The following is a 26,591-nucleotide window of genomic DNA, read 5'->3' as shown; positions in this document are numbered from 1 at the left end:
ACCGGAAGCTTCCAAAAAGGCACTTACGGTCAAAGAAGCAGATACCCCTCATGGCGCAATAACCACTCTTTTCGCTGCACGCCTCCGGCATAGCCGGTCATGGTTCCGTTGCGTCCGATCACCCGATGGCAGGGCACCACTATGCTGACCGGATTTGAACCATTAGCAGCGCCCACGGCGCGCGCTGCGCCCGGTCGGCCCAGCGCCTCCGCCAGTTGACCGTAATGCATGACCTGACCGCAGGGGATAGTGCGCAGCGTTTTCCAGACTTCCCGTTGAAAAGGGGTGCCTGCGGTGGCGGTAGGAAGCGTATCAATAATGGCGAGATCGCCCGCGAAATAATCACTGAGCTTACTGCTCAGGTTACCGGGATTGCGGGAATCTACCCGTTGGTAACCTTCATGCCGATAATGAACATCCAGCAGTTGCTCCATGCGATCGCGATGCTGATCCCACTCAACGGCCCGCAGGTTGAACTGCTCATCGCAAATCACCCAGAGCGGCCCCAGCGGGGTGTCAATTTTATCTTGTAGCAGCGTCAGCATCGGTAATCCTTCATCGAGGTTAGTTTGACAGGACATCACCATAGCATGAGGCGAGGTTGGCAAACTATACCCCGAAAAGGTCAACAGAGAGGGTCAACATGGACTATTAATTATGATGTGAGTAAAGCGATGTTTATTGCGGTATTCACTAACTGGCGCGCGGGCAATGCGATGTTATCCGGCGGCGAATTTTCCTGTACAGAGAGGGCTATTTACCGGCAGGCGCCGGTACTCTTTATGAATTGACTGGCATTCTTTGAGGCCATATTTCCTGGCGTTTCTTCGCTGTTTTTTCAACAAAGGTGGTGATATGCAATATATGATGACTGGCGTTGTAGTAGTGATTATCAGCGGCTTAGCAATTCATCTGATCTCTTTGGCGATTGAGGGCCTGTATAAAGTTATCCGTAACCGCACGACCTGGCGCTAACGTTTGGCGGCCTTCCCTGGCCTTTGGCGACGTTAAGGCAATCGCGGATAAATACCCGGACCGATAGGGAGTCCCGCGAGATACCAGACCACCAGCAACAGTAGCCAGACGACAAGGAAAATGAGTGGATAAGGCAAGACCAGCGAGTAGTAGGTCCCCAGTTTAGCCTCGGGCCGGTAGCGCTGTAAGAAGCCGAGAAATAGCGGCACAAACGGCGATACCGGCGCCAGCGGCAGCACCGATGAGTCGGCAATACGAAACAGAATCTGCGCGAATGCCGGGTGAAAGCCCAGCAGCATAAACATCGGCACGAAGATCGGCGCCAGAATCGACCAGATTGCCGAACCGCTGGCGATGAACATACACAAAAAGGCGGATAGCAGCGCCAGGCCGACGAACGCCGGCACGCCGCTCATTCCCGCGCTCTCCAGCAGGTCCGTTAAACCGACGGCCATAAATTTTCCCATATTGCTCCAGTTAAACATGGCGACGAACTGGGCCAGCGGGAAGACCATCACGATAAAACCTGCCATCTCTTTCATGGGTTCAATCATCAGCGGAGGCAGATCGGCCTGGCGGCGAATTTTGCCGGTGGCAATGCCGTAAGCCAGTGAGACGACGAAGAAGAAAAAGATGATGAGCGGGACGATCCCTTTTATAAATGGCGAAGGCATCACGGTATGCTTAATAGGGTCACGCAAAATACCGTTTTCCGGCACGACCATCAGCGCGATAACCGCCATGAATAACAGCGCGGCAATACCGGCCACGCGCAGGCCGAAGCGCTGTTCTGGCGTTAACGATTGCAGCGTTTCATCGCTTTTGCCTTGCCATTGACCTAAGCGCGGCTCGACCAGCTTATCGGTAATCAATCCACCGACCAGAGTGAGAACGATCACCGAAGTTGCCATAAAGTACCAGTTATCGATCACGCTGACGTGCAGCGAGGCGTCAAGGGTTTTGGCCGCTTCGGTACTGATTCCTGAGAGCAGGACATCGGTGGTGACGATGAGCAGGTTGGCCGTGAAGCCGCAGCCGACCCCGGCGATTGCCGCCAGCAGCCCGGCAACCGGGTGGCGGCCGACGGCGAGGAACATCAGGGCGCCTAACGGCGGCATAATCACCAGCGCGGCATCGGAAGAGATATGGCTAAAGAAGGCGATAAACAGCACCATATAGCTGGCGTAACGGGCGCTAACGTGTGATGACATTTTTGCCATCAGCGAAGGCAGCAGGCCCACTCGTTCAGCAAATCCAGCCCCCAGAACCAGAGCCAGAATGGCTCCCAGCGGCGCGAAACCGCTGAAGTTTTTAATCACGTTCGGCAAAAACCAATGTAATCCTTCAATGCTGAGCAGATTTTTCACCACCACTCGCGAGCCGTCGGTGGGGTTCTGGACGCTGACGTTCAGCGCCGACAGGATGGCGGTGGCGGCCATTAATACCACGATCAGATAGATAAACAGTAAAAACGGATGCGGGACCTTATTACCAATTTTTTCAACCCAGCCATAGAGCTTACCGGTGGGGGAAGGCGACGGTATGGATGACATACTCATGGGCGTTCCTCAGTTGTCGTTGTTGTGTTGTTTGTCTCTTAACCCCAGGGCGTGTCAGCAGTTGTTTTTTTTGCGCTTAACGCGTTGCTGTACTCCATCCGGAGGTCTTTTATTATTTTAAAATCGAAGGTTTAACGTCCTGCGGGATCGGACACCGGTAGGGCCTTTCGGCTAAAACCTGTGCCAGTTCCTGCTGACTGGTAGTCAGTAGCGACCTGTCGCTGAACAAACGAATGGCCGTTGCCGCCAGTATTTTCCCCGCCAGAAGCATTCCTTTGTGAGCGATGGAGGTTCTGCCCTGGCTCACCAGTTGCCAGGTATGCAGCGGCGTCCCGACGGCAAAGCAGGGGCTGAAGCATTGGGCTACGGGAGCTTTCCAGCTTACGTCGCCGACGTCGGTAGAGCCCGCAAGGATGTTATCAGTAGCCGCCCACGGCGCCACTTCATCGATAAGGATCGTCTCGCGGTGGCGGCGGGCGAATGCTTTCCCCTTGTCTCCGCTGGTATCGGCAATGTTTTTCAGGCTGTTATGAATATCGTTAGCGCTTAAGGTCGCGCGAATTTCGGCGGCGAAAGCGCGCTCTTCCTCGCTCCAGTGCGGCGTGCCGTAATGGCATACCGCCTGATACATCGCCGCTTCCAGGGTGCGGTTGGGGAGATAGCTGGAACAGGCTTTTTCGAAGCGACAGCTGACGCTGGTCTCGGTCATCAGCGCGGCGCCCTGGGCGATTTTTTCGATCCGGGCGAAGATTTGCTGTGCGTCGGCCATTTCCGGGGCGCGAATGAGATACAGCACTTCCGCCTGCGCCTGAACAACGTTAGGAGAGACGCCGCCGGTATCGGTGATGGCGTAGTGCACCCGCGCCTTTTCGATAATATGTTCGTTAAGGAAGTTGCTGCCGGTGGTCATCAGCGTCACGGCATCCAGCGCGCTGCGGCCAAGATGCGGAGAGTTTGCCGCGTGCGCCGCGGTGCCAGTAAACCGCCATGCCGCCTGAATGTTGGCAAGGGTACTGGTGCTGAACATCCCGGCCCAGGCTTCCGGGTGCCAGGTCAGGGCGGCGTCGATGTCATCGAATAACCCCTCGCGGACCATAAAGGTCTTCCCGGAACCGCCTTCCTCGCCGGGACATCCGTAGAAACGAAGCGTGCCGACGCCGCCTTGTTGCAGCAGCCAGTTCCTGGCGGCGACCGCCGCGGCGACCGCCGCCGTACCAAGCAGGTTATGCCCGCACCCATGGCCGTTTTCCCCCGGCGTTGGAGATGCGGGCGCTGCGCAGTAAGCCTGCTGGCTGAGCCCCGCCAGGGCGTCAAATTCGCCGAGCAGGGCAATTACCGGTTGGCCTTCACCAAAGCTGGCGATAAAGGCGTTGGGGATCCCGCCCGCATTGCGGGTCAATTGAAAACCTTCCGCTTCCAGCGCATCGGCCAAACGCGCGGCGGACCAGAACTCCTGAAAGCGGGTTTCCGGATGATCCCAGATATCATCGGCAATGGCGCAAAAATCGTTGCGCCGCCCCTCAATAATGTCATCGACAAATTGATAAACCTGTTCCATTACACACCTCGCTGCCAGGGAAAGTTCAGGGCGATGCGCGCTAACGTGGCGACGGCCTGGGTCATCACGCTTTCGTCGAAATCGAATTTTTCGTTGTGGTGGCCAGCGCTCAGTTCCGTGCCGAATATCATGTATGAGGCGAGACCGCCGCGCTCCTGGACCCGGGCCATCATCAGGGTGGCATCTTCGGAACCCGCCGGGGCAGCGATACGATCGACGGCCTGTTTAACGCCGGGGACCTGCGCTGTCTGTTGACGCAGATAGTCCACCCACGCCGGCGACGGGGCGCTGGAGGTGGCCGCGCCCATCAGGTGCAGCTGGTAGCTGGCTGCATACATCGTCGCCGCGCCGGCGATAGCCTGCTTAGCCCGCTCAAATACGTACTGGTTAATAGCGTCGGTTTCGCCCCGGGTTTCGACTTTTAATAGCGCGGAGGAGGGAACTATGTTACGCCCGGTACCGGCCTGCATGACGCCGACGTTAACCCTTGATGCCCCGGCGCTATGTGGCGCGATGGCATGCAGGGCAAGGGCGGCTTGAGCCGCAGCCAGCAGCGCATTACGTCCATCTTCAGGTTTACCGCCAGCGTGGGCGGCGACGCCGCTGAACTGCACATCGAATTTGGTGGTGGCCATAAAGTTATCGCCGCCGCAAACGACGGTGCCGGCAGGGACGCCGGTACCGATATGAATGGCGGTGAAGTAGTCCACGTCATCAAGTACGCCCGCCGCCACCATGGCGCGAGCGCCGCGGGTACCTTCTTCTGCCGGCTGGAAAATCAGCTTAATCGTCCCGTTGAGCTGCGCGGCATATTCCTTGAGCACGTGCGCCAGCCCCAGGCCGATTGCGGTATGACCGTCGTGGCCGCAGGCATGCATCATGCCTTCGTTGCAGGAGGCAAAACGATCGCGATGCGGACGATGATTATCGTCGTGCTGCTCGTTGAGATCGAGCGCATCCATATCGACGCGAAACGCCAAAGTCGGCCCGGGCCGCCCGGTGTCGAGCGTCGCTACCACCCCGGCGAAGCCGCCTTCAAACGCAGGTAGCCAGCGCCCCGGTGCACCCTGGGCGCGAGCGCGCTGGAACGCCTGCGCCAGCGTCTCTTCATCAGGCAGCCCCATACGGCTATCGGCATCGATAACGTCGCGCCCCAGCGCCAGCTGATAACCCAGAGCGTCTAATATCTCCGCCACCTTGCTGGCAGTGCGGAACTCCAGCCAGCCGGATTCCGCATGCAGGTGAAAATCGCGACGCCATTCGATCATTTTTGGCGCCAGCTGGCGGATGAATTCATTAAGTTGCGGCATAACCTTTCCTGTCATAATCAAAAACTGTGATAGTGTTCACGAAGTGATAGCGTTTGCTTATCGCTATGCCCTTTCATGCATACTCACCCTTAACCTGCCACAGCATGATCGATTACAGTAGATGTCATTTTCTTCTGTCTGATAAACATTGGTTATCACTTGCGATATGTCATTTCAGATTAAATTTCATCAGATTCGCGCCTTTGTTGAGGTCGCGCGTGAAGGCAGTATTCGCGGTGCCAGTCGGGCGTTGGCGATTTCGCAGCCGGCGTTAACTAAAGCGATTAAAGAGCTGGAAGAAGGGCTCTCCGCACAGCTGTTTGTGCGCCGTAGCCAGGGGGTGGCGCTGACTGAAAACGGCGAAAGCTTTTATCAACATGCGAGCCTGATTCTGGAAGAGCTACGGGCGGCGCAGGATGAGTTGCTGCAGCGCCAGGGAGAAAAGGCCGGGCAGATTAATATCGGCCTTGGCGCCAGCGTAGCGCGATCGCTGATGCCTTCGGTCATTTGCCGTTTTCATCAGCAGCATCCGCTGGTGAAGGTGCGGATTATGGAAGGTCAGCTGCTGGCGATGATTAATGAACTGCGGCAGGGTGAGCTGGACTTCACTATCAATACTTACTATCCCGGTCCGTACGATCATGAATTCAGTTTTGAGAAGCTATTTGAGAAACCCTTTGCGGTATTCGCCCGCGCCGGTCACCCGGCGGCAAAAGCGACTTCACTCAAGGCGTTGCTCGAACATCACTGGACGATGCCGACGCCGCGTGGCAGCTATTTCAAACAGTTACAGGAAATGTTTAACCAGGCCGGACTGGCGCCGAAAGTGGATATCGTTTGCGAGACTTTCTCTTCGTGCATCAGTCTGGTGGTGAAAAGCGATTTTCTCAGCATTCTGCCAGTAGAACTGGGTAACGACCCGATGATGGCGGATAAGCTGGTGATGATCCCCATCTGCGAAGCATTACCCAAAGCCACCTACTATCTGATTCAGCGCCGCGATATGCGGCAAACGCCTTTGACGGCATCATTAATCACCCTGTTTCGTCGCCAAAGCCGTCAACTGTTTCCCTAATCGCCTCGGGCCTCCGATTTGCCAGCATAAATGGCTAAACGCGTTGAGGAGGCGTCGTGAGGCGGCTATAGTACCCTCCCGGTAGTAGCTGGAGGAACGCGCATGAACCTTGACGACAAATCCCTATTTCTTGGCGCCATGGAGGACGTTCAGCCTCTGAAACGCAACAACGATGTTCACTGGCATCCCGAGCGGAAAACCCGCGCCGTACAGCGGGTTGACACCCTGCAGCTGGATAACTTTTTGACCACCGGTTATCTCGATATCGTGCCGCTGGCCACCGCGCTGGAGTTTAAACGCGAAGGGCTGCAAAGCGGCGTGCTGGAGAAGCTCCGGCGCGGCAAATATGGCCAGCAGGCGAGCCTTAATCTGCTGCGTCAGCCGGTGGAAAAGTGCCGACAGATGTTATTTGCTTTTGTGGTTCAGGCGCAAAAAGAGGGGCTGCGGAATCTGCTGATCGTTCATGGCAAAGGGCGCGACGACAACGCGCACGCCAATATTATCCGTAGCTACCTGGCGCGCTGGCTGGTGGAGCTACCGGAAGTCCAGGCATTCTGCGCGGCGCTACCGCACCACGGCGGCAGCGGCGCCTGCTACGTGGCGCTACGAAAATCGCCCGAGGCTAAGCTGGAGAACCGGGAGCGCCACGCCAAGCGCAGCCGCTAGCGCATCAGCAGCGTTAATTCCCGGGCTGCCTTCTGGAGCTCGGGTAATACGCGTTCGAGCATCTCCTGGGCGGAAACCTGCCCGGCGTGCACCCCGACGTTCAGCGCCGCCTGAATCTGGCCCTGGGGATTAAACAGCGGTACCGCCAGCGAGCGCAGCCCCATCTCCAGCTCCTGATCGTTGAGCGCATAACCCTGCTGACGTACGCGTTTGAGCTCAGCGCGCAGCCTGGCGACCGAATCAACGGTTTGCGGGGTGTAGCGAATCATCGTAACCCGACCCAGCATATCGTTCAGCTTCTCTTCCGGCTGATAGCTCAGGAGCACGCGCCCCATTGACGTTGCCCATGCCGGCAGGCGGCTGCCGATGTCCAGGTCGATGGTCATAATTCGCGAGCTGGAGGCGCGGGCGATATAAAGAATATCGTCGCCGTCGAGGGTGGCGATAGAGCAGGATTCATTGAGCATTTCGCTTAAATGCTTGAGTACCGGCTGCGCCGAGCGCGCCAGCGGCGTGGAGGCCAGCCAGGCGTGGCCCAGCGCCAGAATTTTCGGCCGCAGCTGGAAATTTTTACCATCTTCGGCGTACACAAACCCCAGCTTGCTCAGCGTATACAGACAGCGACGTACCGCCGCGCGCGGAATGCCGGTTTTTTGACTGATTTGCGAAATAGAGAGCAGCGGGCGCTGCGGAGTGAACGCCTGGATCACTTCCAGCCCGCGCGCCAGCGAGGCCATGAAGTTGGGATCGCCCTTAAACGGCTCGCTATCGCCGGTCAATAAATCGTCTGGATGTTTCTCCATTTTCCTCTCCCAATTTGCCGTCGATCACATTCTTTCGCTAAACATACACGATGTTCGATTATCGCACCATATTTCGATTATCGCCCTTGACCAGCATCGTTAAGCGGGTCACATTTTGTGCGAACAACGAATAAAAGTGCGATTACCGCACATACGGGAGCGACCTGATGATTGATAAAAGCGTGTCGACGCTAAGTGATGCCATCGCCGGGATCCACGACGGGGCGACGATTATGATTGGCGGTTTTGGCCCCGCCGGCCAGCCAACGTACCTGATAGATGCCTTGATAGAACAGGGGGCCCGCGATTTAACCATTATCAACAACAATGCGGGCAATGGCGAAGTGGGACTGGCGGCGCTGCTGAAAGCCGGGCGGGTGCGCAAAATGATCTGCTCGTTCCCTCGGCAGGTTGACTCGCAGATTTTCGATGACCTCTATCGCCGCGGCAAAGTCGAGCTGGAGCTGGTTCCGCAGGGGAACCTCGCGGCGCGTATTCAGGCGGCAGGGGCGGGCCTCGGCGCGGTTTTCACTCCAACCGGCTACGGTACGCCGCTGGCGGAAGGGAAAGAGACTCGCGAGATCGACGGGCGTCACTATGTGCTCGAATATCCTATCAAGGCCGACTTTGCGTTGATCAAAGCCCATCAAGGCGACCGCTGGGGAAACCTGGTATACCGCAAGGCGGCGCGCAACTTCGGCCCGATTATGGCGACCGCCGCGAAAACCACTATCGTGGAAGTCTCGCAGCTGGTGCCCCTCGGTAGCCTTGACCCGGAGAGCATCATTACCCCGGGCATTTTTGTTCAGCGCGTCTTCTCCCTGGAAAACCTGATTGCCGCTAAAAGCGCCTGAGGACCCCGTTATGCAAAAACTGACTCGCGATGAGATGGCCCAGCGCGTGGCTCGCGATATACCTGAAGGCGCTTATGTCAATCTGGGGATCGGCTTGCCTACCCGCATTGCTAACTATCTTCCCGCTGATAAAGAAATCTTTCTGCACAGCGAAAATGGCCTGCTGGGGATGGGGCCGAAACCGCTACCGGGGGAAGAGGACCCGGAGCTGATTAACGCCGGAAAAGAGTATGTGACTTTGCTTGAGGGGGGCTGCTATTTCCATCACGGCGACTCCTTCGCCATGATGCGCGGCGGTCATCTCGATATCTGCGTACTCGGCGCTTACCAGGTCTCCGCCAGCGGCGATCTGGCGAACTGGAGTACCGGCGCGCCCGACGCGATACCTGCCGTTGGCGGGGCGATGGATCTGGCCATTGGCGCTCGTCAGGTCTTCGTGATGATGGATCACCTGACCCGCGACGGTGAATGCAAGCTGGTAGAGCACTGCACCTATCCGCTGACCGGCGTCGGCTGCGTAAGCCGCATCTATACCGACCTGGCGGTCATCGATATCAGCGAAAGCGGCCCGGTGGTACGGGAAATCTTTAACGGCCTCTCTTTTGAGGAACTGCAGCGCATCACTCCGGTGACGTTGACTTTTGCACAACTGGCGGAAAGCGCGTAAGGAACCTATGATGAATCAGGCATTTATCTGTGATGCGGTGCGTACGCCGTTTGGTCGCTTTGGCGGTACTCTTGCCACCGTACGCGCCGACGATCTGGCGGCACTGCCGCTCAAGGCGCTACTGGAGCGCAACCCGGGCCTCGATCCGGCGCGCATTGATGATGTGATTTATGGCTGCGCTAACCAGGCGGGTGAAGATAACCGCAACGTCGCGCGGATGGCGCTGCTGCTGGCTGGCTTGCCGGAAAGCGTGCCGGGCAGTACCGTCAATCGCCTGTGCGGTTCCAGCCTCGATGCGATCGGCATCGCAGCGCGCGCGATTAAAAGCGGCGAAACTCAGTTGATGGTCGCCGGCGGCGTGGAGAGCATGTCGCGGGCGCCGTTTGTGATGGGCAAGGCCGAAAGCGCCTTTAGCCGCACGATGCAGATGGAAGATACCACCATCGGCTGGCGCTTTATCAACCCGCAGATGAAAGCGCTGTACGGCGTGGATTCGATGCCGGAAACGGCGGAAAACGTGGCCGGTGATTTCGCCATTTCTCGTGCCGATCAGGATGCGTTTGCGCTGCGCAGCCAGCTGCGCACGGCGGCGGCGCAGGAAGCGGGGCGATTTGCCGACGAGCTGATCGCCGTCTCGGTGCCGCAGCGTAAGGGTGAACCGCTACTCTTTAGCCGCGACGAGCACCCGCGCAGCACCACGGCGGAGGCGCTGGCCAGGCTGCGCGGCGTGGTGCGCGCCGACGGTACGGTGACGGCAGGCAACGCCTCCGGAGTTAACGATGGCGCCTGTGCGCTGCTGTTAGCCAGCGAGCAGGCGCTGACCGCCAATGATTTACAGCCGCTGGCGCGCGTAGTGGGCGTCGCGACGGCAGGCGTTGCGCCGCGAATTATGGGATTTGGTCCGGCGCCGGCGGTGCGTAAAGTGCTGGCGCAAACCGGGTTAACGCTTGGGCAGATGGACGTCATTGAACTGAATGAAGCCTTTGCCGCTCAGGCGCTGGCGGTCACGCGCGATCTGGGTTTGCCCGACGATGCGGCGCACGTCAATCCTAACGGCGGCGCCATTGCCCTCGGTCATCCGCTGGGCGCCTCCGGCGGTCGTCTGGCAATGACCGCAGCGTATCAACTGCGTCGTACCGGCGGGCGCTATGCGCTGTGCACTATGTGTATCGGCGTTGGTCAGGGGATCGCGCTGATAATTGAACGCGTTTAAGGAGCCATAATGAGTTTGTTGACCCCGATGCTGCGTACCAGCCCGCTGACAGACTGGTTCAGCGATGTACAGCGGGTGCAGGGGATGCTGGACTTTGAGGCCGCTCTGGTTCGCGCCGAGGTCGAATGCGGCCTCGTGCCGCAGACGGCGCTCAATCCCATCATCGAGAGCTGCCGGCACGAAAAAATCGACTTTTCCGCGCTGGGGCAGGCCGCCGCCAGCGCCGGGAATCTGGCGATCCCGCTGGTCAAACAGCTGACCGCTCGGGTCAAAGAGCGGAATGAGGCGGCAGCGCGCTACGTACACTGGGGGGCCACCAGCCAGGATGCTATCGATACCGGTTTTATTCTACAGCTGCGCGGCGCGCTGGCGGAAACGGAGTCTCTGTTACAGCGTCTGCTCGACGCATTAGCCCGTCAGGCGGAGCGCCATCAGGATACGGTGATGCCTGGCCGTACCTGGATGCAGCATGCGCTGCCGGTCACTTTCGGCCTGAAGCTTGCCGGGACGCTGGATGCGCTGCTGCGCTGGCAAGTGCGTCTGCGAGAGATGCGGGCAAGGGTGCTGGCGCTGCAGTTTGGCGGCGCAGCGGGCACCCTGGATTCCCTAAAAACGCAGGCGCCGCCGATCGCCGCCGCGCTGGCGAAAGCGCTCGACCTGCTGCTTCCGGACGCACCCTGGCACAGCCAGCGCGACCGGCTGCTGGAAGTCGGGGCATGGTACGCAGGCGTCTGCGGTACGCTGGGTAAATTCGCGAATGATTTTTCTCTACTGATGCAAACCGAAGTGGCAGAGGTGGGTGAACCGGTTGCCGAAGGTCGCGGCGGTTCGTCAACCATGCCGCACAAACGTAACCCGATCTCCTGCGCCGCTATTTTGACCGCCGCTCAGCGAACGCCGGGCCTGGTGGCGACGCTGTATGCTGGCCAGATCCAGCAGCATGAGCGGGCGTTGGGCGGCTGGCAGGCGGAATGGGAAACGCTGCCGGAGCTCATCACCCTCGTCGGCGGCGCGCTGACGCAGAGCGAGGCGCTGGTCAGCGACATGCAGGTCTTCGCGCACAAGATGCGCGCCGACCTTGAGATGACCCACGGCCTGATTATGGCTGAGGCTGTTACCCTGGCACTGGCGGAATTTATCGGTAAAGCCGAGGCCCATCACCGGGTTGAAGCGCTGTGTCGTCAGGCGCAGGATACGTCTCGCTCATTGCTGAGCGTGCTGGAAAACGATCCGCTGGTCAGCGAGCATCTTTCCGCCAGCCGCTTAACCCAACTGCTGGACCCGGCAACGGCGACCGGCAGCTCAGCACTCTTCGTGCGCCAGGTTGTGGCGCGATATAAGGAGCAACGTCTTGAATGTTGATTATCAGATTGACGGGCCGCAAGACGCGCCGGTCATCGTTCTCTCTAACTCGCTGGGCACCACCCGGGCGATGTGGCAGCCGCAGATCGAGGCGTTGACGCAGCATTTTCGCGTGCTGCGCTACGATACCCACGGTCATGGCGCCACGCGTAAAAATGGTAAAGTGACGCTGGCGCAGCTCGGCGAAGATGTGGTTGCGCTGCTCGATCATCTTAATATTGCCAAAGCCTGGTTTTGCGGAATTTCCATGGGCGGTCTGACCGGTCTGTGGCTGGGACGCTTTGCTCCGGAACGTTTTTACGGGCTGGTCGTCGCCAACACCGCCGCGCGTATTGGTGACCAGGCAAGCTGGCTGTCGCGCGCCCGCGCGGTGCGTCAGGAAGGTATGGAAGTGGTGGCCGCAGGCGCGGCGGATCGCTGGTTTACCCACGCGTTTCGTCAGAAGACGCCGGAAGTGGTGGCAGCGCTCTGTCACCAGTTGACCCATATCGATGCGGAAGGCTATGCGGTCTGCTGTGAAGCGCTGGCCGCCGCCGATCTGCGCGCTGAGGTCGGGCAGATTGCCGTTCCGGTGCTGATCGTTGCCGGTGAAAGTGACCCTGTCACTACAGTGGCCGATGCGAACTTTCTGCATCAGCAGATCGCGACCTCTGAGGTAGTGGTGCTGGCGGCATCGCATTTATCGAATATCGAAGCGCCGCGGGCGTTCAGCTCGGCGCTGCTGGGCTTTATTGAGGGGGAACAACAGCATGGACGATAAACAGCGTTATCAGCAGGGAATGACGGTTCGTCGCAAGGTGCTTGGCGATACGCATGTCGATAAGACGCTGCAAAAGCTGACGCCGCTGAATGAAGAGTTCCAGGACTTCATTACCCGCTACGCCTGGGGAGAGACCTGGACCCGACCGGGGCTCGATCACCATACCCGCAGTATGATCACCATCGCCATGCTGATTGCCCTGAATCGCGAGGCTGAGCTGAAAATGCATCTGCGGGCGGCGTTTAATAACGGTGTTACCCGCGATGAGTTAAAAGAGTTAATTATGCACTCCGCGCTTTACTGCGGCCTGCCCGCAGCCAACGCGACGATGCATCTGGCGCAGCAGGTGTTTGATGAGATGAATGCTGTTTAGCCGCCACCCGGCAGGTTTGTCGCTCATCTCAGGCCGTCACGCGACGGCCTTCGACAGTGACCCGCCGCCAGGGGCGGGTAATATCACCCTCTTTGCTGTGAACAGCCCGCGCACTGCTTATTCTGGATCTGCTGGAAGAAATCGTTGCCTTTGTCATCCACCAGAATAAATGCCGGGAAGTTTTCCACTTCGATTTTCCAGATGGCTTCCATACCCAGTTCCGGCCAGGCCACGCACTCCAGGCTCTTGATACTCTGCTGCGCCAGTACCGCAGCCGGGCCGCCGATGCTGCCGAGGTAAAAACCGCCGTGCTTGCGGCAGGCGTCGGTCACCTGCTGGCTGCGGTTGCCTTTGGCCAGCATGACCATGCTTGCGCCGTGGGATTGCAGCAGATCAACGTAGGAATCCATACGGCCAGCGGTAGTCGGGCCAAGGGAGCCTGACGCATAGCCTTCCGGAGTTTTCGCCGGGCCCGCGTAGTAAATCGGATGATCCTTGACGTACTGCGGCAATTCTTCACCGTTATCGATGAGCTCTTTCAGCTTCGCGTGGGCGATATCGCGGGCCACAATAATGGTACCGTTGAGCGTCAGACGCGTTGAAACCGGGTGGGCGGAAAGCTGGGCCAGAATCTCGCTCATCGGCTGATTAAGGTTAATGCTGACGACCCTGCCTTCACCCTGCTGGCGCAGGTGTTCAGGAATATACTGGCCCGGATTGCTCTCCAGTTTCTCAATCCAGATACCGTGGCGGTTGATTTTGGCTTTGATATTGCGATCCGCTGAACAGGAGACGCCCATGCCTACCGGGCACGACGCGCCGTGGCGCGGCAGGCGGATGACGCGAATATCGTGAGCGAAATATTTACCGCCGAACTGCGCACCGAGGCCGAGGTTTTGAGCTGCGAGCTGCAGCTCATTTTCCAGCTGAATATCGCGGAAGGCCTGGCCGTGCTCGTTGCCTTCGGTCGGCAGGCCGTCGTAATACTTCGTTGAGGCCAGCTTAACGGTTTTCAGCGTGGCCTCTGCCGAGGTGCCGCCAATCACAAAGGCAATATGGTACGGTGGACAGGCGGCCGTGCCGAGCGTGCGCATTTTCTCGACGAGATAGTTTTTCAGCTTCGCCGGGGTGATTAACGCCTTGGTTTCCTGATACAGATAGGTTTTGTTGGCCGAGCCGCCGCCTTTGGCCATACAGAGGAATTTATATTCGTCGCCGTCAACGCTATAGAGATCAATCTGCGCCGGAAGATTAGTGCCGGTGTTGACCTCTTTATACATATCCAGCGCGGCGTTCTGCGAATAGCGCAGGTAGTCTTCGGTATAGGTGTTATAGACGCCGCGGGCGAGGGCCGCCTCATCGCCGCCGCCGGTCCATACGCGCTGGCCTTTCTTGCCCATAATAATCGCCGTACCGGTATCCTGGCAGGTGGGCAGCACGCCTTTCGCCGCGATTTCAGAATTGCGCAGAAACTGCAGCGCCACGTATTTATCGTTGTCGCTGGCTTCAGGGTCGAGAAGGATTTGCGCGACCTGTTTCTGATGATCCACCCGCAGCATAAATGCCGCATCGTGGAAGGCCTGCTGCGCCAGCAGAGTGAGGGCCTGAGGATCGATTTTGAGGATCTCCTGACCTTCGAACTCGGTCACGGAAATGTGATCCTTGCTCAGCAGATAGTATTCAGTCTTATCTTGCGCTAACGGAAAGGCTTCCTGATAGACAAAAGGTTTAGTCGACATTGCTTTGCTCCCTAAGAGTAAAACCGCCGGAGTTGGCCCCGGCGGTTATGAATCAGAACATCATGGACATCCACGGATAGCCAATCAGCAGCAGGGCAGCCAGGAAGATGGCGCCGAAAATCGTACCAAGACGCCAGTAGTCTTTGGTCGGCAGATAGCCGCTGCCGTAGTAAATCGGGCTGGGGCCGGTACCGTAGGGGGTAATAATCCCCATCACGCCGAGCGAGGTCACCATCAGCAGCACGAAGACCTGCATGTTCATACCCGGGATGGTGGAGGCGATAGTCAGCATCGCCGGCAGCAGCGCGGTGGTGTGGGCGGTGGTACTGGCAAACAGATAGTGCAGCAGATAGAACGCCAGCAGGAGGATAACGGTAGCCACGCCCGGAGAGATGCCGCTCATTAGCGCGCCGCCTTCTTTACCCAGCCAGGCGATAAAGCCGGTGGAGGAGAGACCGTCGGCCAGCGCCACCAGGGTCGCAAACCAGGCGAAGGTATTCCATGCCGCTTTATTACTGGTGATATCGTTCCATGAGAGTACGCCGGTCCATAGCATCAGTACGATAACCAGCAGGGCGGCCAGCGCCGGTTCAATCCACTCGGCGGCGAAGATCCACATCATCAGCGCGAAGCAGACGAAGACCAGCAGCAGGATTTCATTGCGCGACAGGCGGCCAAGTTTTTCCAGCTCGCGGGCGGCCCACAGCGGCACTTCGTCGTTGACTTTGACTTCTGGTGGATAGAACCAGTAGGCCAGCAGCGGCATTGTCAGAATCAGCAGGATACCCAGCGGCAGGAAAGCGATAAACCAGGTGCCCCAGGAGATATTGATGCCAACAATGCTTTTCACCAGTGCCAGAGCCAGCAGGTTCGGCGCCAGAGCGGAGAGAAACATCGAGCTGGTGATACAGGCGGCGGTGATCGCCACCCACATCAGGTAGGAGCCGATGCGGCGCGCGCTTGGGTCATTGGGTTTCGAGCCGTACAGCGGGGGCAGGTTAGCGATTATCGGGTAGATGGTCCCCCCGCTGCGCGCGGTGTTGGAGGGGGTGAACGGCGCCAGTAGCAGATCGGCGAAGGTGATGGCGTAGCCCAGCGTCAGGCTACGGCGGCCAAGATATTTCACCAGAATGAGCGCCAGACGGCGGCCAAACTGGGTCTTATCGTAGCCTGCGGCAAACATAAAGGCGCCGAAGATCAGCCACACGGTGGAGTTACCGAAACCGCTCACCGCCCATTTAAAGGAGGCGCCGGCAAGCTTAAAGCCGGGTGCGGCGAGCTGTTCAGGACTGAACAGCAGCCACTGGCTGCACAGGGCAATCACCACCACGCCGGTAATACCGATGACCGCGCCGGGCAGCGGTTCAAAGATTAGACCGACGATGACGCCGACGAAAATGGCAAAGTAGTGCCAGGCGTAAGGGGGCAGGCCCTCGGGCACCGGGATGAACAACAGCAGGACGGCAACGATAATGGGCATCGCCATCATCAGTAGACGTTTATAAGCAGCCTGGGGGGCTGCACCGGCAGGCGGTATGGTTGTCTTTTTCTCTTTCATAATGAGTATCTGCAAGTAGTTAAAAATTGGGTTTTGTCACCGACCAACCTTTCGATTTCTTTAGTTGCAAAACTTAATTTAATTATTAATCGTCGATTCTGGTTATGCCGATGACCATTATTTAACGCTTTTTGTTGGGCGCTAAATTAAAAAGATTGGTTATTTATATATTGCGCTTTCATGCGGTATTGCAATTGATTGAGATCAAAAAAAGCGGGTTGTTGAGCAAATTTTTATTATCTCCAATAACCCTGTTTAGTGAGGTGTTTATTTGTATGAAATATAGATAGATGTTAAATATAAATTGAGTGCGATAAAGTAATTAAAATTTATCTTGTTGAAATGTATGTGTATTTATTGGTTTCCTGGTGGAAGATCATGTTAACAATGGTTTCCTGATTGTTATGATTAGTCCTGTTTTTGTGAATAATTTATTTTTAATTAATAATACAAAGGAGGTATTGGTGTTATTGCTGGTATTAAATAGTTTTTTAACTAACGTAATATCTTTGGTAACTAAAAAAAGCGCTATATTATGGGCATGACTTAAGGGATTACTAAATACAAGCAAAAACAATTCCGTCGCCTGATTCTCAATTTTTAATATTTATAATCTGGAGCGTCATTATGACCAGTTATCCACGAATTTTGCGTCCTTTTACTTTACCGAACGGTACCGAGCTTAAAAACCGCCTGTTAATGGCGCCGATGACAACCTGTACCGGTTATTTTGACGGAACCGTAACCAGCGAACTGGTGGAGTACTATCGCGCTCGCGCCGGCAGTATCGGCACCATCATTGTTGAATGCTGCTTTATCGATGATTACGGCCTGGCGTTCCCGGGCGCTATCGGCATCGATAACGATGAAAAAATAGCCGGACTGGCGAAAATCGCCGCCGCTATCAAAGCGGAAGGCTCAAAAGCGATTCTGCAGATTTACCACGGCGGCCGGATGGTCGATCCGCAGCTTATCGGCGGACGCCAGCCGGTCGCGCCCAGCGCCATTGCCGCGCCGCGCGATGGCGCTGCGACGCCGCGCGCGCTGAGCGGTGATGAAGTTGAAGGCATGATCGCGAAGTTTGGCGACGGCGTGCGCCGCGCCATTCTGGCCGGGTTCGACGGCGTAGAAATTCACGGCGCGAATACCTATCTGATCCAGCAATTTTATTCGCCAAACTCTAACCAGCGCGACGACGAGTGGGGCGGCAGCCGCGACAATCGAGCGAAATTCCCGCTGGCAGTGCTGGATATCACTCATAAAATGGCCCGCCAGTACGCCGACGATGCCTTTATCATCGGCTATCGTTTCTCCCCGGAAGAGATGGAAGTCCCGGGCATCCGTTTTGATGACACCCTGTATCTGCTGGAAAAGCTGGCCGCCCGCGGCGTGGATTATCTCCACTTCTCCGTTGGCGCAACGCTGCGCCCGTCGATTGTCGATACCACCGATCCCACGCCGCTAATTGAAAAATATTGCGCCATGCGCTCTGAAACCCTGGCTCAGGTGCCGGTGATGGGCGTGGGCGGGGTCGTTAACGCAGCCGATGCGGAGCAGGGGCTGGATCATGGCTATGATCTGATGGCGGTGGGGCGTGCCTGCATTGCTTACCCTGACTGGGCGGCGCGCATTGCCGCCGGCGAAGAGCTGGAATTGTTTATTGACAGCACCCAGCGTGAAGCTCTGAACATCCCGGAACCGCTGTGGCGCTTCTCGCTGGTGGAGGCAATGATCCGCGATATGAGCATGGGCGACGCCAAATTCAAACCGGGGATGTTCGTCGAAACCGTTCAGGACGACGCCAACGAGCTGGTTATCAACGTCAGCCTTGAAAACGACCGCATCGCCGATATCGAGCTGGCGGCAAGCCCGGTGCAGACCGTCGAGTTCACCACCAGCTTTGAAGAGATCCGCGAACGTATTCTCAGCGCTAATACCCCGCACGTGGATGCGATTTCCGGCGCAACCAGCCAGAGCGAAGCGGTGAAAAAAGCGGTGTCCAAAGCGATGCTGAAGTCCAGTAAAGCGCTGGCCGCCGAAGAGGGCGCGGGCGATGCGGCGCCGAAAAGCTACGATGTGGTGGTGGTCGGCAGCGGCGGAGCCGGGCTGGCGGCGGCGATTCAGGCGCACGATGAAGGCGCGAGCGTGCTGATCGTTGAAAAAATGCCGACCATTGGCGGCAACACGATTAAAGCTTCAGCCGGGATGAACGCCGCAGAGACCCGCTTCCAGCGCGTGAAAGGTATTGAAGATAGCAAAGAGCTGTTTTACCAGGAAACGCTGAAAGGCGGTAAGAACAAAAACGACCCGCAGCTGCTGCGCCGCTTCGTGGAAAATGCGCCGGAAGCCATTGAGTGGCTGGCGCGTCGCGGCATTATGCTTAACGATATCACCACTACCGGCGGGATGAGCATCGACCGCACCCACCGTCCGCGCGACGGGTCGGCGGTCGGCGGCTACCTGATCAGCGGCCTGGTGCGTAATATCACTAAACGCGGGATCGATGTCCTGCTGGATACGTCGGTTGAAGAGATCCTGATGACCGACGATGAGGTGAGCGGCGTACGCCTGCTTAACGATGAACAAGAAACCGTTGTGGTACAGACGAAGAGCATTGTCGTGGCTACCGGCGGCTTCAGCGCCAACAGCGCGATGGTGGTGAAATACCGCCCGGATCTGGCCGGCTTCGTAACCACCAACCATCGAGGGGCGACCGGCGGCGGTATCGCGCTGCTTGAACGCATCGGGGCCGGGACGGTGGATATGGGCGAAATCCAGATTCACCCGACCGTCGAGCAGCAAACCTCGTATCTGATTTCCGAGTCGATCCGCGGCGGCGGGGCGATTCTGGTGAACCAGCAGGGCAACCGCTTCTTCAACGAAATGGAGACCCGCGATAAGGTTTCCGCCGCGATTATCGCGCTGCCGGAGCACTTCGCTTATATCATCTTTGACGAGCACGTCCGGGCGAAAAACAAAGCCGCCGACGAGTACATTGCTAAAGGTTTCGTCACCAGCGCCAGCTCGCCGCGCCAGCTGGCGGAGAAACTGGGGATGGATTACCATGCCTTCCTCGATACGCTGGAACGCTATAATGGCTTTGTTAAAAAACAGCATGACGATGATTTTGGCCGCACTACCGCGCTGCGCGCGCCGATTAATGAAGGCCCGTACCATGCGATTCGCATCGCCCCGGGGGTTCACCACACGATGGGGGGCGTGACCATCAATACGGAAACCGCGGTATTGAACGCCGGTCAACAGCCGATTGCGGGCGCTTTTGCCGCAGGTGAAGTGGTTGGCGGCATCCACGGCGGTAACCGCATCGGCGGTAACGCAGTGGCCGATATCATTATCTTCGGTACCCTCGCGGGCCATCAGGCGGCGAAACGCGCCAGAGGTTAAGCGTCAGCGACACCTGCCGGGCTGGCAAATAGACGGCCCGGCTTCTTATCTCTCAGGAGTATGATATGTCCGACAACCGCGTCTACAGCTACTCCGCCGTGCTGATGGGTTCGCCCATTCTCCTCAAGCTCTATGTTCACGATGAACCGCTCGCTTCACGCGTTTTTCAGCTGATTAAGGGCTACGAAGATCTTTTCACCGTTAACCGCGCGCACTCCCAGGTGATGGATATCAACCAGGCCGCCGGGCGGCATCCGGTGACGGTAAGCCGTCCGGTCTACGCGCTGATCAAATGCGCCAAAGCCGCCAGCATGGTGCGCGACAGCGCGTTTAACCTGGCGATTGGCCCGCTGGTGAAGCTGTGGCGCATCGGCTTTCAGGGCCGCAGCGTGCCCGCGGCACCCGATATTGCCGCCCGACTGGCGCTAACGCGTCCACAGGATGTGATCCTCGATGATGCCGCCAGCAGCGTCTACCTTGCGCGGACGGGGATGGAGATCGATCTGGGGGCCATTGCCAAAGGCTATATCGCCGATCGGGTGCGCGACTATTTGCAGCAGCAAGGCATAAACGCCGCGCTGATTAATCTCGGCGGCAACGTCCACACGCTCGGTGAGTGGTCTATCGGGCTGAAAAAGCCGTACTCAGCGGCGGATGCGCTGATCGGCAGCATTGCGGTGGCGGGGCAGTCGGTGGTGACCTCGGGCATTTATGAACGCTATTTCGAGCAGGATGGCAAACGCTGGCACCATATACTCGATCCGCGCAGCGGTTATCCGTTGGATAATGAGCTGGAAAGCGTAACCATTATTTCCGCCGACTCGCTGGACGGCGATATCTGGACGACCCTGATTTATGGCCTTGGCGTGGAGAAAGGCTGCGCGGCCCTGCGCCAGCGTGAGGATATCGAAGCGATTTTCGTTACCAAAAACCGCGACGTTATCCTCTCTTCACAGCGCCGGTTCCGCTTTCAGCTGCTGGATGACGGCTACCGGCTTAGTGACTGTACTGCTTAAGCAGATTGTATTGCTCGGCTATCAGGTGATAGCGATACACCGGACGTCCGGTGGCGCCATAATGAATGCTGGTATAGAGAATATTAATTTGCGCCAGCCAAATCAGGTATTTACGGCACGAGACCCGAGATATGTTCACCGCCGCCGCCAGTTCGTCGGTGGAAAACTCCACGTCCGGGTGGGCATCAATCCACTGACAGAGGGTGCGCAGCGTCTGAGGGGTTAAGCCTTTCGGCAATTTACGGGCATCCGCGGCATCCGGCACATTGCCGTGCAGCAGCCGGTCAACGTCCGCTTGTTCGTAATAGGGTTGACCGGTCATCAGCTTACGTTTTTCGCGCCAGGCGGTCAGGGCCTCTTCAAAACGCGGAAACTGGAAGGGTTTGATCAGATAGTCCACCACGCCGTAGCGCATAGAAGCCTGAACCGTCGCGGCGTCAGCGGCTGAGGTGATCATAATCACGTCGATGGCCCGTCCCGAGGCGCGGATAGCGGGCAGCAGATCCAGGCCGCTATCCTGCTGCATATAGACATCCAGCAGCACCAGGTCTATCTCCAGATCCTTGTCGTTAATCATCTCCCTGGCTTTACTCAACGTAGACGCGGTGCCGCTACAGCGGAAGCCGCTGACTCGTCCCACGTACAGGCGGTTCAGTTCAGCAACCATGGCATCATCGTCAACAATTAATACATTTATCACGCACTTTTCCTTTTACTGTCCCAGGGGAGGTGAACAAAAAATTGGGTAAACACACCGGGCTCGGATTCCACGGCCAGCGACCCGCCCAGTTCACGAAGCTGCTGGCTGGCGAGAAACAGCCCGACGCCGCGATTTTCGCCTTTGGTGGAGAAGCCTTTATTAAAAATATCCTCGATAAAGTCTGCCGGGATGCCGGGGCCATCATCGCTGACTTCGCCGCTCAGCCAGCCGTTCTGATAATGCAGCAGCAGGCCGACTTCGCCTTCGGCCTGGCCGCTCATAGCATCCAGCGCGTTCTCGATTAAGTTGCCCAGCACCGTGACCAGCACGGTGACCTGTTTTTCATTCGGGCAGTCCGGCACCAGGCTCTCTTCGGCAAGGGTGAGGGTAAAACCTCGCTCCTTGGCGCGCTGTATTTTGCCGATCAAAAAGCCGGCCACCACTGGCGATTTGATCCGATGCTGGATTTCGCCGATATCCGCCTGATAGGTGTGGGCGGTCTGCAGCACGTACTCTTCCAGCTTATCGTAGCTTTTCATATTCAACAGGCCGAGAATTACGTGCAGCTTGTTCATAAACTCATGTGAGGTGGTGCGCAGGGCGTCGACATAGTTCACCATCCCGTCAAGCCGCTGCAGCAGCTGGCTGACTTCGGTCTTGTCGCGGAAGGTACTAATCGCGCCGACCACCTCATCCTGACTGCGGACCGGCACCGTATTACTGATCAGCAGCAGACCATTACAGCCGAGCTCCCGATCGTAGATCGGCTCGCCGGTATGTAAAACTTCCTGCAAATCAGCCAGCAGCGGCGTTTGCGCGATATCGCGACCAGGGCCGCTAAACAGAACGTCGCGCGCGGCGGGGTTAATCAGCGTCACCTTGCCGTCGGCATCTACCGCCACCACCCCCTCTTTTAATGAATGCAGCATCGCCTGGCGTTGCTGGAACTGCGTTGAGATCTCTTGCGGCTCGAGGCCCAGCAGAACGCGCTTCAGGCCGCGAACCAGGCTCCAGGTACCGACGGCGCAAACCAGCGCGCTGAACAGCACGGTGAGGAGCACATCCCAGCGGCTGTCGGCGATCTGCGTATCGACTTTGCTCAGCGAAATACCAATCGCCACCACGCCGATTTGCCGGCGGCTATCGTCAAAGACCGGGGTGAATACCCGCAGCGCGGGGGCCAGCACGCCGTGATTGACGGCTACATTCTCTTTGCCCTTCAGCGTAGGCAGGATGTCATCGCCGATAAAGGGTTTGCCGATAATCTGGCCATCAGGATGCGAGTAGCGAATCCCGTCCATATCGGTCACGACGGCAAACAGCAGGCCATTGCGTTTGCTGACGGCCAGAGCCAGCGGCTGAATGATTCCGCGTTCAGGCGGCAGCGTCAGACCCCGCTTAACTTCCGGGGAGTCGGCCAGCGTCCGCGCCACCGCCAGCGCCGTATCCTTGACGCCATCGCGGGTTGCGCCGCTTATCTGCATAAACCACAGGGCGTAGACCAGAATCAATACGGAACCGATGACGCTGCCAATCATTAAGGTCACGGCGGTGCTCAGCTTCATACTCATCGGGCGTTTACGCGCGGGCGCTGCCTGCTGCGCTAATTCATTCATACCGACCCCAGGATAAAACGGTTAGATGCGTATTATCGCTGAATGCGTGGCTTTCATAAAGCCGTGTAATAAAAGCCAAATAACTCTGATACGCCAGCGTTGAAGATCGCGTTGGGGTTTATTCCGGATGTTTCCTGCGGGCGAAGCGTGCCGGATATTTTCCTGGTTAAAAATCATTGCGCTCAACGGACCATTGCCTGAATAACGACCAGTCGATGGCTGAATGGCTTCAGGGGGGCAAAACTGTGACTCCCGTGGCGGTAAAGCGCGTCATGAAAGCTTTACACTGCAATTAATAGCCATGGTCAATGAAAGGGTTTGCCGCAGGCCAGCGCTTTCGCCCCCGAAGGTTCTTTCGGTTCTAAACGGAGGTTTTTATGAGCAGTAAGCCAACCGCTTCAATGATGGAACGACGCCACCCTGAAACGACCCATATAGAGAGTCTTGCCACCCTCGATATGCTGACGCTGCTGAATAAGGACGATCGGCAGATTGCCGAAGCGGTCGAAGCATGTTTGCCGGAGATCGCGCGCCTGATTGATAACGCCACGGCGACGCTGAGTCGGGGAGGGCGACTGGTGATTATCGGCGCCGGGGCGTCAGGTCGTGCCGCCGTGCAGACGGTAAGTGAGTTTACGCCGGAGGGGAAACATTCGCTGGTCGGACTTATCGCCGGCGGCCCTGCCGCTGCGCTGCAGGAGATGGAAACCGCGGCGAATGATTACGATCTTGGCGCCTTTGAACTACAGGCGTTACAGTTCAGCAACCAGGATATGCTGCTGGCGCTGACGGTAAGCGGCAAGACGCCGTGGGTCTGGGGAGCGATGCGCCATGCCTGGTCGCTGGGCGCGCCAATTGCGGTTCTGACGCAGCAGGCCAATAGCGAAGCCGCCCAGCTGGCGGATATTATTATCGCCCCGCAAACCGGGCCGGAAGCGGTGGCTGGCTTTGGCAATCCGAAGGCGCAAATTGCGCAGCGACAGATCCTCAATATGCTGACCACCGGGCTGGCTATTCGTAGCGGGCGAGTGTATGAAAACCTGCGCGTCGATCTGCAGGCCAGCACGCCGCGCTGGGCCGAGCGGCAGATTGCCATCGTAATGGCGGCGACGGCGTGCTCGCGCAGTGAGGCCAAAGCCGCGCTGGCCAGCTGCAATCAGCACTGCCGGACGGCAATCTTGATGCTTCTCAGCGGGCTGGATGCCTGGCAGGCGCGCGAGCTGCTGGCAGAGCATAACGACAGTCTGCGGATTGCGCTACGGGCAGCGCAGCCGGTGGCCTGAACTTAACCTGGCGGCGCGTATTTCCGCAATACGCGCCGATGAAGGCAATATCATTCCTCCGGTACGGCAATTTTATTCCTCACTAACCATCCGTTTACTCTGATTTAATTTTGCGGGTTGTAAATAAACCATCCGATGCATATTTATTGCTTTGGGCAATATTTTAATTTTTTAAGTTAAAAAACCAGGTTAACAATAATTAGCTATGCGTGCGAATGTGTAAATGACATTTTAAAATAAAGTAAAAGTGCGTTAATATGCAGGCTCTTATTACACTTGTGCTATGTGATATTTCTATTATGCCTGCAATTAAAAATACGATTATATCTATGACCGCATTAGCGATGTTCGTCAGCTCGGCGACCTTCGCAAATGACGATACCTCGAAAAAAACCGATTTCCTGCTGATTGGCGGCGGCATCATGAGCGCGTCGCTGGGAACCTGGCTGCATGAATTACAGCCGGACTGGAATCAGGTCATGGTTGAGAAGCTGGATGGCGTCGCCCTGGAGTCCTCTAACGGCTGGAACAATGCCGGTACCGGGCACTCCGCGAATATGGAGCTGAACTATACGCCGGAACGCCCGGATGGCACCATTGACGTCAGCAAAGCGCTGGATATTAACGAACAATTTATGATCTCCCGCCAGTTCTGGACGGCGCAGGTCAAGCGCGGCATTTTGCACGATCCGCACTCCTTTATTAACTCCACCCCACATATGAGTTTTGTCTGGGGCGATAACGTGGATTATCTGCAAAAGCGCTATGCCGCGCTGCAGCAAACGACCTTATTCCAGGGGATGAAATTCTCCACCGATCACCAACAAATAAAACAGTGGGCGCCGCTGGTCATGGAAGGTCGCGATCCGCAGCAGCGCGTGGCGGCGACCTGGACACCGGTGGGTACCGACGTTAACTATGGGGAAATAACCCGCCAGCTGATCGGTAGTCTGAAGAAAAATAACAACTTCACCCTGCAAACGTCTTCTGAAGTGACCGCCTTTAAACGCAATGCTGATAATTCCTGGCACGTGACAATCAAAAACGTTAATAGCGGCGAAGAGCGGGCGATCGATGCGAAATACGTATTTATCGGTGCCGGCGGCGGTGCTCTGAAATTACTGCAAAAAACCGGTATTCCGGAGGCGGATAACTACGCCGGTTTCCCGGTGGGCGGCTCCTTCCTGATGACCGAAAACCCGGCGGTAACCAACGAGCATCGTCAAAAAGTTTACGGTCAGGCTTCGGTTGGCGCGCCGCCGATGTCGGTGCCGCACCTTGATGCCCGCTTCCTCGACGGCAAGCGCGTGGTGCTGTTTGGGCCGTTTGCGACCTTCTCAACTAAGTTCCTGAAAAACGGTTCCTTCCTCGACCTGCTGAGCACCACGACTACCAGTAACGTGCTGCCGATGACTCATGTCGGTCTGGATAACTTTGACCTGGTGAAATACCTCATCAGCCAGGTGATGCTCAGCGACGATGACCGCTTTGCCGCGCTGAAAGAGTACTATCCTGGCGCGCGCAGAGAGGACTGGAAGCTGATTCAGGCTGGCCAGCGCGTGCAGATCATCAAAAAAGATGCCGAGAAGGGCGGCGTACTGAAGTTGGGTACCGAAGTTGTGGTGGATGAACAGAAAACCATCTCCGCGCTGCTGGGCGCTTCGCCGGGGGCTTCCACCGCCGCGCCGATTGCCCTGAACGTGATCAAGCAGATGTTCCCGGCGCAGTTTAATTCCCCGGAATGGCAGAGCCGCATTCGCGATATCGTACCGAGCTATGGCCAGAAGCTGAACGGCAACGTCGCGCTGACCCAGCAGGTGTGGGATGATACCGCAGCGGCGCTACAGCTCACCAAACCGCCGGTGATTGAAATGAACGTCTCCGCTCCGGTAATGACCGCCAAACCGGCAGAGCCGAAGGCGGAAACATCGCCGCAGCACGATATGGCGCTGTAAGCCCACGTCGTTGACATTGCCCGGTGGCGGCTGACGCCTCACCGGGCTTACTGGCCTCTCTTCGCTGCCCAGGCGAAAACGCTAAATTGCTAAAATCTCTTCCCCGGCGATATCCCCCTTCCGGCTAATCCTTCAATCGTGAAT

At 57.4% G+C, this 26,591-nt stretch carries 21 protein-coding genes; 12 read left to right on the top strand and 9 right to left on the bottom strand.

What is annotated here, in order from left to right; all coding sequences use genetic code 11:
• Positions 1 to 29: 29 nt before the first annotated feature.
• The 4 genes from ogt to IAE27_RS19030 form a co-directional block, all read right to left on the bottom strand.
• Positions 30 to 545 (bottom strand): methylated-DNA--[protein]-cysteine S-methyltransferase, encoded by a 516-nt coding sequence (gene ogt / locus IAE27_RS19045; RefSeq protein ID WP_004113396.1) that lies wholly within the window; start codon positions 543 to 545, stop codon positions 30 to 32.
• Positions 546 to 1,007: 462 nt separating this feature from the next.
• The gene (abgT, locus tag IAE27_RS19040) at positions 1,008 to 2,534 is read right to left on the bottom strand and encodes a p-aminobenzoyl-glutamate transporter (protein WP_017145760.1); all 1,527 of its coding nucleotides are present in this window, start codon (positions 2,532 to 2,534) and stop codon (positions 1,008 to 1,010) included.
• Positions 2,535 to 2,646: 112 nt separating this feature from the next.
• Positions 2,647 to 4,092 carry a M20 family metallopeptidase gene (locus IAE27_RS19035; protein ID WP_108704987.1) on the bottom strand — a complete coding sequence of 482 codons (1,446 nt, stop codon included), beginning with the start codon at positions 4,090 to 4,092 and terminating at the stop codon, positions 2,647 to 2,649.
• The gene (locus IAE27_RS19030) at positions 4,092 to 5,402 is read right to left on the bottom strand and encodes a M20 family metallo-hydrolase (protein WP_108704988.1); all 1,311 of its coding nucleotides are present in this window, start codon (positions 5,400 to 5,402) and stop codon (positions 4,092 to 4,094) included. Before IAE27_RS19030 ends, IAE27_RS19035 begins: the two co-directional genes overlap by 1 nt.
• Positions 5,403 to 5,568: 166 nt before the next feature.
• On the opposite strand from IAE27_RS19030, the gene IAE27_RS19025 reads away from it, so the two are divergent.
• Both IAE27_RS19025 and smrA read left to right on the top strand, forming a co-directional pair.
• Positions 5,569 to 6,477: a LysR family transcriptional regulator gene (locus IAE27_RS19025; RefSeq protein WP_004102561.1), complete on the top strand. Its 909-nt coding sequence runs from the start codon at positions 5,569 to 5,571 to the stop codon at positions 6,475 to 6,477.
• 102 nt (positions 6,478 to 6,579) lie between these two features.
• A complete protein-coding gene (smrA, locus tag IAE27_RS19020) occupies positions 6,580 to 7,143 on the top strand; it encodes a DNA endonuclease SmrA (RefSeq protein WP_004102559.1) in 564 nt (187 codons plus the stop codon).
• Here smrA and IAE27_RS19015 read toward each other — a convergent pair.
• A complete protein-coding gene (locus IAE27_RS19015) occupies positions 7,140 to 7,946 on the bottom strand; it encodes an IclR family transcriptional regulator C-terminal domain-containing protein (protein WP_004102558.1) in 807 nt (268 codons plus the stop codon). The two genes, smrA and IAE27_RS19015, sit on opposite strands and share 4 nt — an antisense overlap.
• Before the next feature lie 167 nt (positions 7,947 to 8,113).
• Between IAE27_RS19015 and IAE27_RS19010 the strand changes: the two genes are divergently transcribed.
• The 6 genes from IAE27_RS19010 to pcaC are packed head-to-tail and all read left to right on the top strand — an operon-like array spanning position 8,114 to position 13,175.
• On the top strand, positions 8,114 to 8,800 hold the full coding sequence (locus IAE27_RS19010; protein WP_004102556.1) for a 3-oxoacid CoA-transferase subunit A: 687 nt from the start codon (positions 8,114 to 8,116) through the stop codon (positions 8,798 to 8,800).
• Positions 8,801 to 8,810: 10 nt separating this feature from the next.
• Positions 8,811 to 9,467 carry a 3-oxoacid CoA-transferase subunit B gene (locus IAE27_RS19005; protein ID WP_004102554.1) on the top strand — a complete coding sequence of 219 codons (657 nt, stop codon included), beginning with the start codon at positions 8,811 to 8,813 and terminating at the stop codon, positions 9,465 to 9,467.
• A 10-nt stretch (positions 9,468 to 9,477) separates the two neighbouring features.
• Positions 9,478 to 10,680 carry a 3-oxoadipyl-CoA thiolase gene (gene pcaF, locus IAE27_RS19000; protein ID WP_004102552.1) on the top strand — a complete coding sequence of 401 codons (1,203 nt, stop codon included), beginning with the start codon at positions 9,478 to 9,480 and terminating at the stop codon, positions 10,678 to 10,680.
• Between the two features lie 9 nt (positions 10,681 to 10,689).
• Complete coding sequence (locus IAE27_RS18995; protein WP_070557517.1) at positions 10,690 to 12,042, top strand: 3-carboxy-cis,cis-muconate cycloisomerase; 1,353 nt, start codon at positions 10,690 to 10,692, stop codon at positions 12,040 to 12,042.
• The gene (pcaD, locus tag IAE27_RS18990; protein ID WP_004102547.1) at positions 12,032 to 12,802 is read left to right on the top strand and encodes a 3-oxoadipate enol-lactonase; all 771 of its coding nucleotides are present in this window, start codon (positions 12,032 to 12,034) and stop codon (positions 12,800 to 12,802) included. Before IAE27_RS18995 ends, pcaD begins: the two co-directional genes overlap by 11 nt.
• Positions 12,792 to 13,175 carry a 4-carboxymuconolactone decarboxylase gene (pcaC, locus tag IAE27_RS18985; RefSeq protein WP_004102546.1) on the top strand — a complete coding sequence of 128 codons (384 nt, stop codon included), beginning with the start codon at positions 12,792 to 12,794 and terminating at the stop codon, positions 13,173 to 13,175. Before pcaD ends, pcaC begins: the two co-directional genes overlap by 11 nt.
• 83 nt (positions 13,176 to 13,258) lie before the next feature.
• Here the strand turns inward: pcaC and fumA are convergent, their stop codons facing one another.
• Together fumA and IAE27_RS18975 are read right to left on the bottom strand one after the other, a co-directional pair.
• Entirely contained in the window at positions 13,259 to 14,914 is a 1,656-nt protein-coding gene (fumA, locus tag IAE27_RS18980) for a class I fumarate hydratase FumA (protein ID WP_200092787.1), read from the bottom strand.
• 52 nt (positions 14,915 to 14,966) lie between these two features.
• The gene (locus tag IAE27_RS18975) at positions 14,967 to 16,472 is read right to left on the bottom strand and encodes an anion permease (RefSeq protein WP_108704991.1); all 1,506 of its coding nucleotides are present in this window, start codon (positions 16,470 to 16,472) and stop codon (positions 14,967 to 14,969) included.
• Positions 16,473 to 17,099: 627 nt separating this feature from the next.
• Here IAE27_RS18975 and IAE27_RS18970 point away from each other — a divergent pair.
• Positions 17,100 to 19,877, top strand: coding sequence for a flavocytochrome c (locus IAE27_RS18970; protein WP_070557520.1), 2,778 nt, complete (start codon positions 17,100 to 17,102; stop codon positions 19,875 to 19,877).
• A gap of 65 nt (positions 19,878 to 19,942) precedes the next feature.
• Entirely contained in the window at positions 19,943 to 20,893 is a 951-nt protein-coding gene (locus tag IAE27_RS18965) for an FAD:protein FMN transferase (RefSeq protein ID WP_004102540.1), read from the top strand.
• On the opposite strand, the gene dcuR is transcribed toward IAE27_RS18965, so the two are convergent.
• Positions 20,874 to 21,593: a two-component system response regulator DcuR gene (gene dcuR, locus IAE27_RS18960; protein ID WP_016807965.1), complete on the bottom strand. Its 720-nt coding sequence runs from the start codon at positions 21,591 to 21,593 to the stop codon at positions 20,874 to 20,876. The two genes, IAE27_RS18965 and dcuR, sit on opposite strands and share 20 nt — an antisense overlap.
• The gene (locus tag IAE27_RS18955) at positions 21,590 to 23,209 is read right to left on the bottom strand and encodes a sensor histidine kinase (RefSeq protein ID WP_016807964.1); all 1,620 of its coding nucleotides are present in this window, start codon (positions 23,207 to 23,209) and stop codon (positions 21,590 to 21,592) included. Before IAE27_RS18955 ends, dcuR begins: the two co-directional genes overlap by 4 nt.
• A gap of 377 nt (positions 23,210 to 23,586) precedes the next feature.
• Here IAE27_RS18955 and IAE27_RS18950 point away from each other — a divergent pair, with 377 nt between their 5' ends.
• Positions 23,587 to 24,492 (top strand): N-acetylmuramic acid 6-phosphate etherase, encoded by a 906-nt coding sequence (locus tag IAE27_RS18950; protein WP_004113377.1) that lies wholly within the window; start codon positions 23,587 to 23,589, stop codon positions 24,490 to 24,492.
• A gap of 299 nt (positions 24,493 to 24,791) precedes the next feature.
• Positions 24,792 to 26,447 (top strand): malate dehydrogenase (quinone), encoded by a 1,656-nt coding sequence (mqo, locus tag IAE27_RS18945; protein WP_016807963.1) that lies wholly within the window; start codon positions 24,792 to 24,794, stop codon positions 26,445 to 26,447.
• Positions 26,448 to 26,591 lie beyond the last annotated feature (144 nt).

Source organism: Klebsiella sp. S69 (assembly GCF_016516145.1).
GTDB lineage: Bacteria > Pseudomonadota > Gammaproteobacteria > Enterobacterales > Enterobacteriaceae > Klebsiella > Klebsiella oxytoca.
This window is presented reverse-complemented; position numbering and strand designations above follow the sequence as displayed.

Excerpts from the sequence above, each read along its gene's own strand:
- IAE27_RS18995 (WP_070557517.1), top strand. The coding sequence starts at position 10,690 with ATGAGTTTGTTGACCCCGATGCTGCGTACCAGCCCGCTGACAGACTGG.
- IAE27_RS18965 (WP_004102540.1), top strand. The coding sequence starts at position 19,943 with ATGTCCGACAACCGCGTCTACAGCTACTCCGCCGTGCTGATGGGTTCG.
- fumA (WP_200092787.1), bottom strand. The coding sequence starts at position 14,914 with ATGTCGACTAAACCTTTTGTCTATCAGGAAGCCTTTCCGTTAGCGCAA.
- IAE27_RS18950 (WP_004113377.1), top strand. The coding sequence starts at position 23,587 with ATGAGCAGTAAGCCAACCGCTTCAATGATGGAACGACGCCACCCTGAA.
- ogt (WP_004113396.1), bottom strand. The coding sequence starts at position 545 with ATGCTGACGCTGCTACAAGATAAAATTGACACCCCGCTGGGGCCGCTC.
- IAE27_RS18970 (WP_070557520.1), top strand. The coding sequence starts at position 17,100 with ATGACCAGTTATCCACGAATTTTGCGTCCTTTTACTTTACCGAACGGT.
- mqo (WP_016807963.1), top strand. The coding sequence starts at position 24,792 with ATGCCTGCAATTAAAAATACGATTATATCTATGACCGCATTAGCGATG.
- IAE27_RS18955 (WP_016807964.1), bottom strand. The coding sequence starts at position 23,209 with ATGAATGAATTAGCGCAGCAGGCAGCGCCCGCGCGTAAACGCCCGATG.
- IAE27_RS19015 (WP_004102558.1), bottom strand. The coding sequence starts at position 7,946 with ATGGAGAAACATCCAGACGATTTATTGACCGGCGATAGCGAGCCGTTT.
- pcaF (WP_004102552.1), top strand. The coding sequence starts at position 9,478 with ATGAATCAGGCATTTATCTGTGATGCGGTGCGTACGCCGTTTGGTCGC.
- IAE27_RS19005 (WP_004102554.1), top strand. The coding sequence starts at position 8,811 with ATGCAAAAACTGACTCGCGATGAGATGGCCCAGCGCGTGGCTCGCGAT.
- smrA (WP_004102559.1), top strand. The coding sequence starts at position 6,580 with ATGAACCTTGACGACAAATCCCTATTTCTTGGCGCCATGGAGGACGTT.
- IAE27_RS19010 (WP_004102556.1), top strand. The coding sequence starts at position 8,114 with ATGATTGATAAAAGCGTGTCGACGCTAAGTGATGCCATCGCCGGGATC.
- IAE27_RS18975 (WP_108704991.1), bottom strand. The coding sequence starts at position 16,472 with ATGAAAGAGAAAAAGACAACCATACCGCCTGCCGGTGCAGCCCCCCAG.
- pcaC (WP_004102546.1), top strand. The coding sequence starts at position 12,792 with ATGGACGATAAACAGCGTTATCAGCAGGGAATGACGGTTCGTCGCAAG.
- IAE27_RS19030 (WP_108704988.1), bottom strand. The coding sequence starts at position 5,402 with ATGCCGCAACTTAATGAATTCATCCGCCAGCTGGCGCCAAAAATGATC.
- IAE27_RS19035 (WP_108704987.1), bottom strand. The coding sequence starts at position 4,092 with ATGGAACAGGTTTATCAATTTGTCGATGACATTATTGAGGGGCGGCGC.
- IAE27_RS19025 (WP_004102561.1), top strand. The coding sequence starts at position 5,569 with ATGTCATTTCAGATTAAATTTCATCAGATTCGCGCCTTTGTTGAGGTC.
- abgT (WP_017145760.1), bottom strand. The coding sequence starts at position 2,534 with ATGAGTATGTCATCCATACCGTCGCCTTCCCCCACCGGTAAGCTCTAT.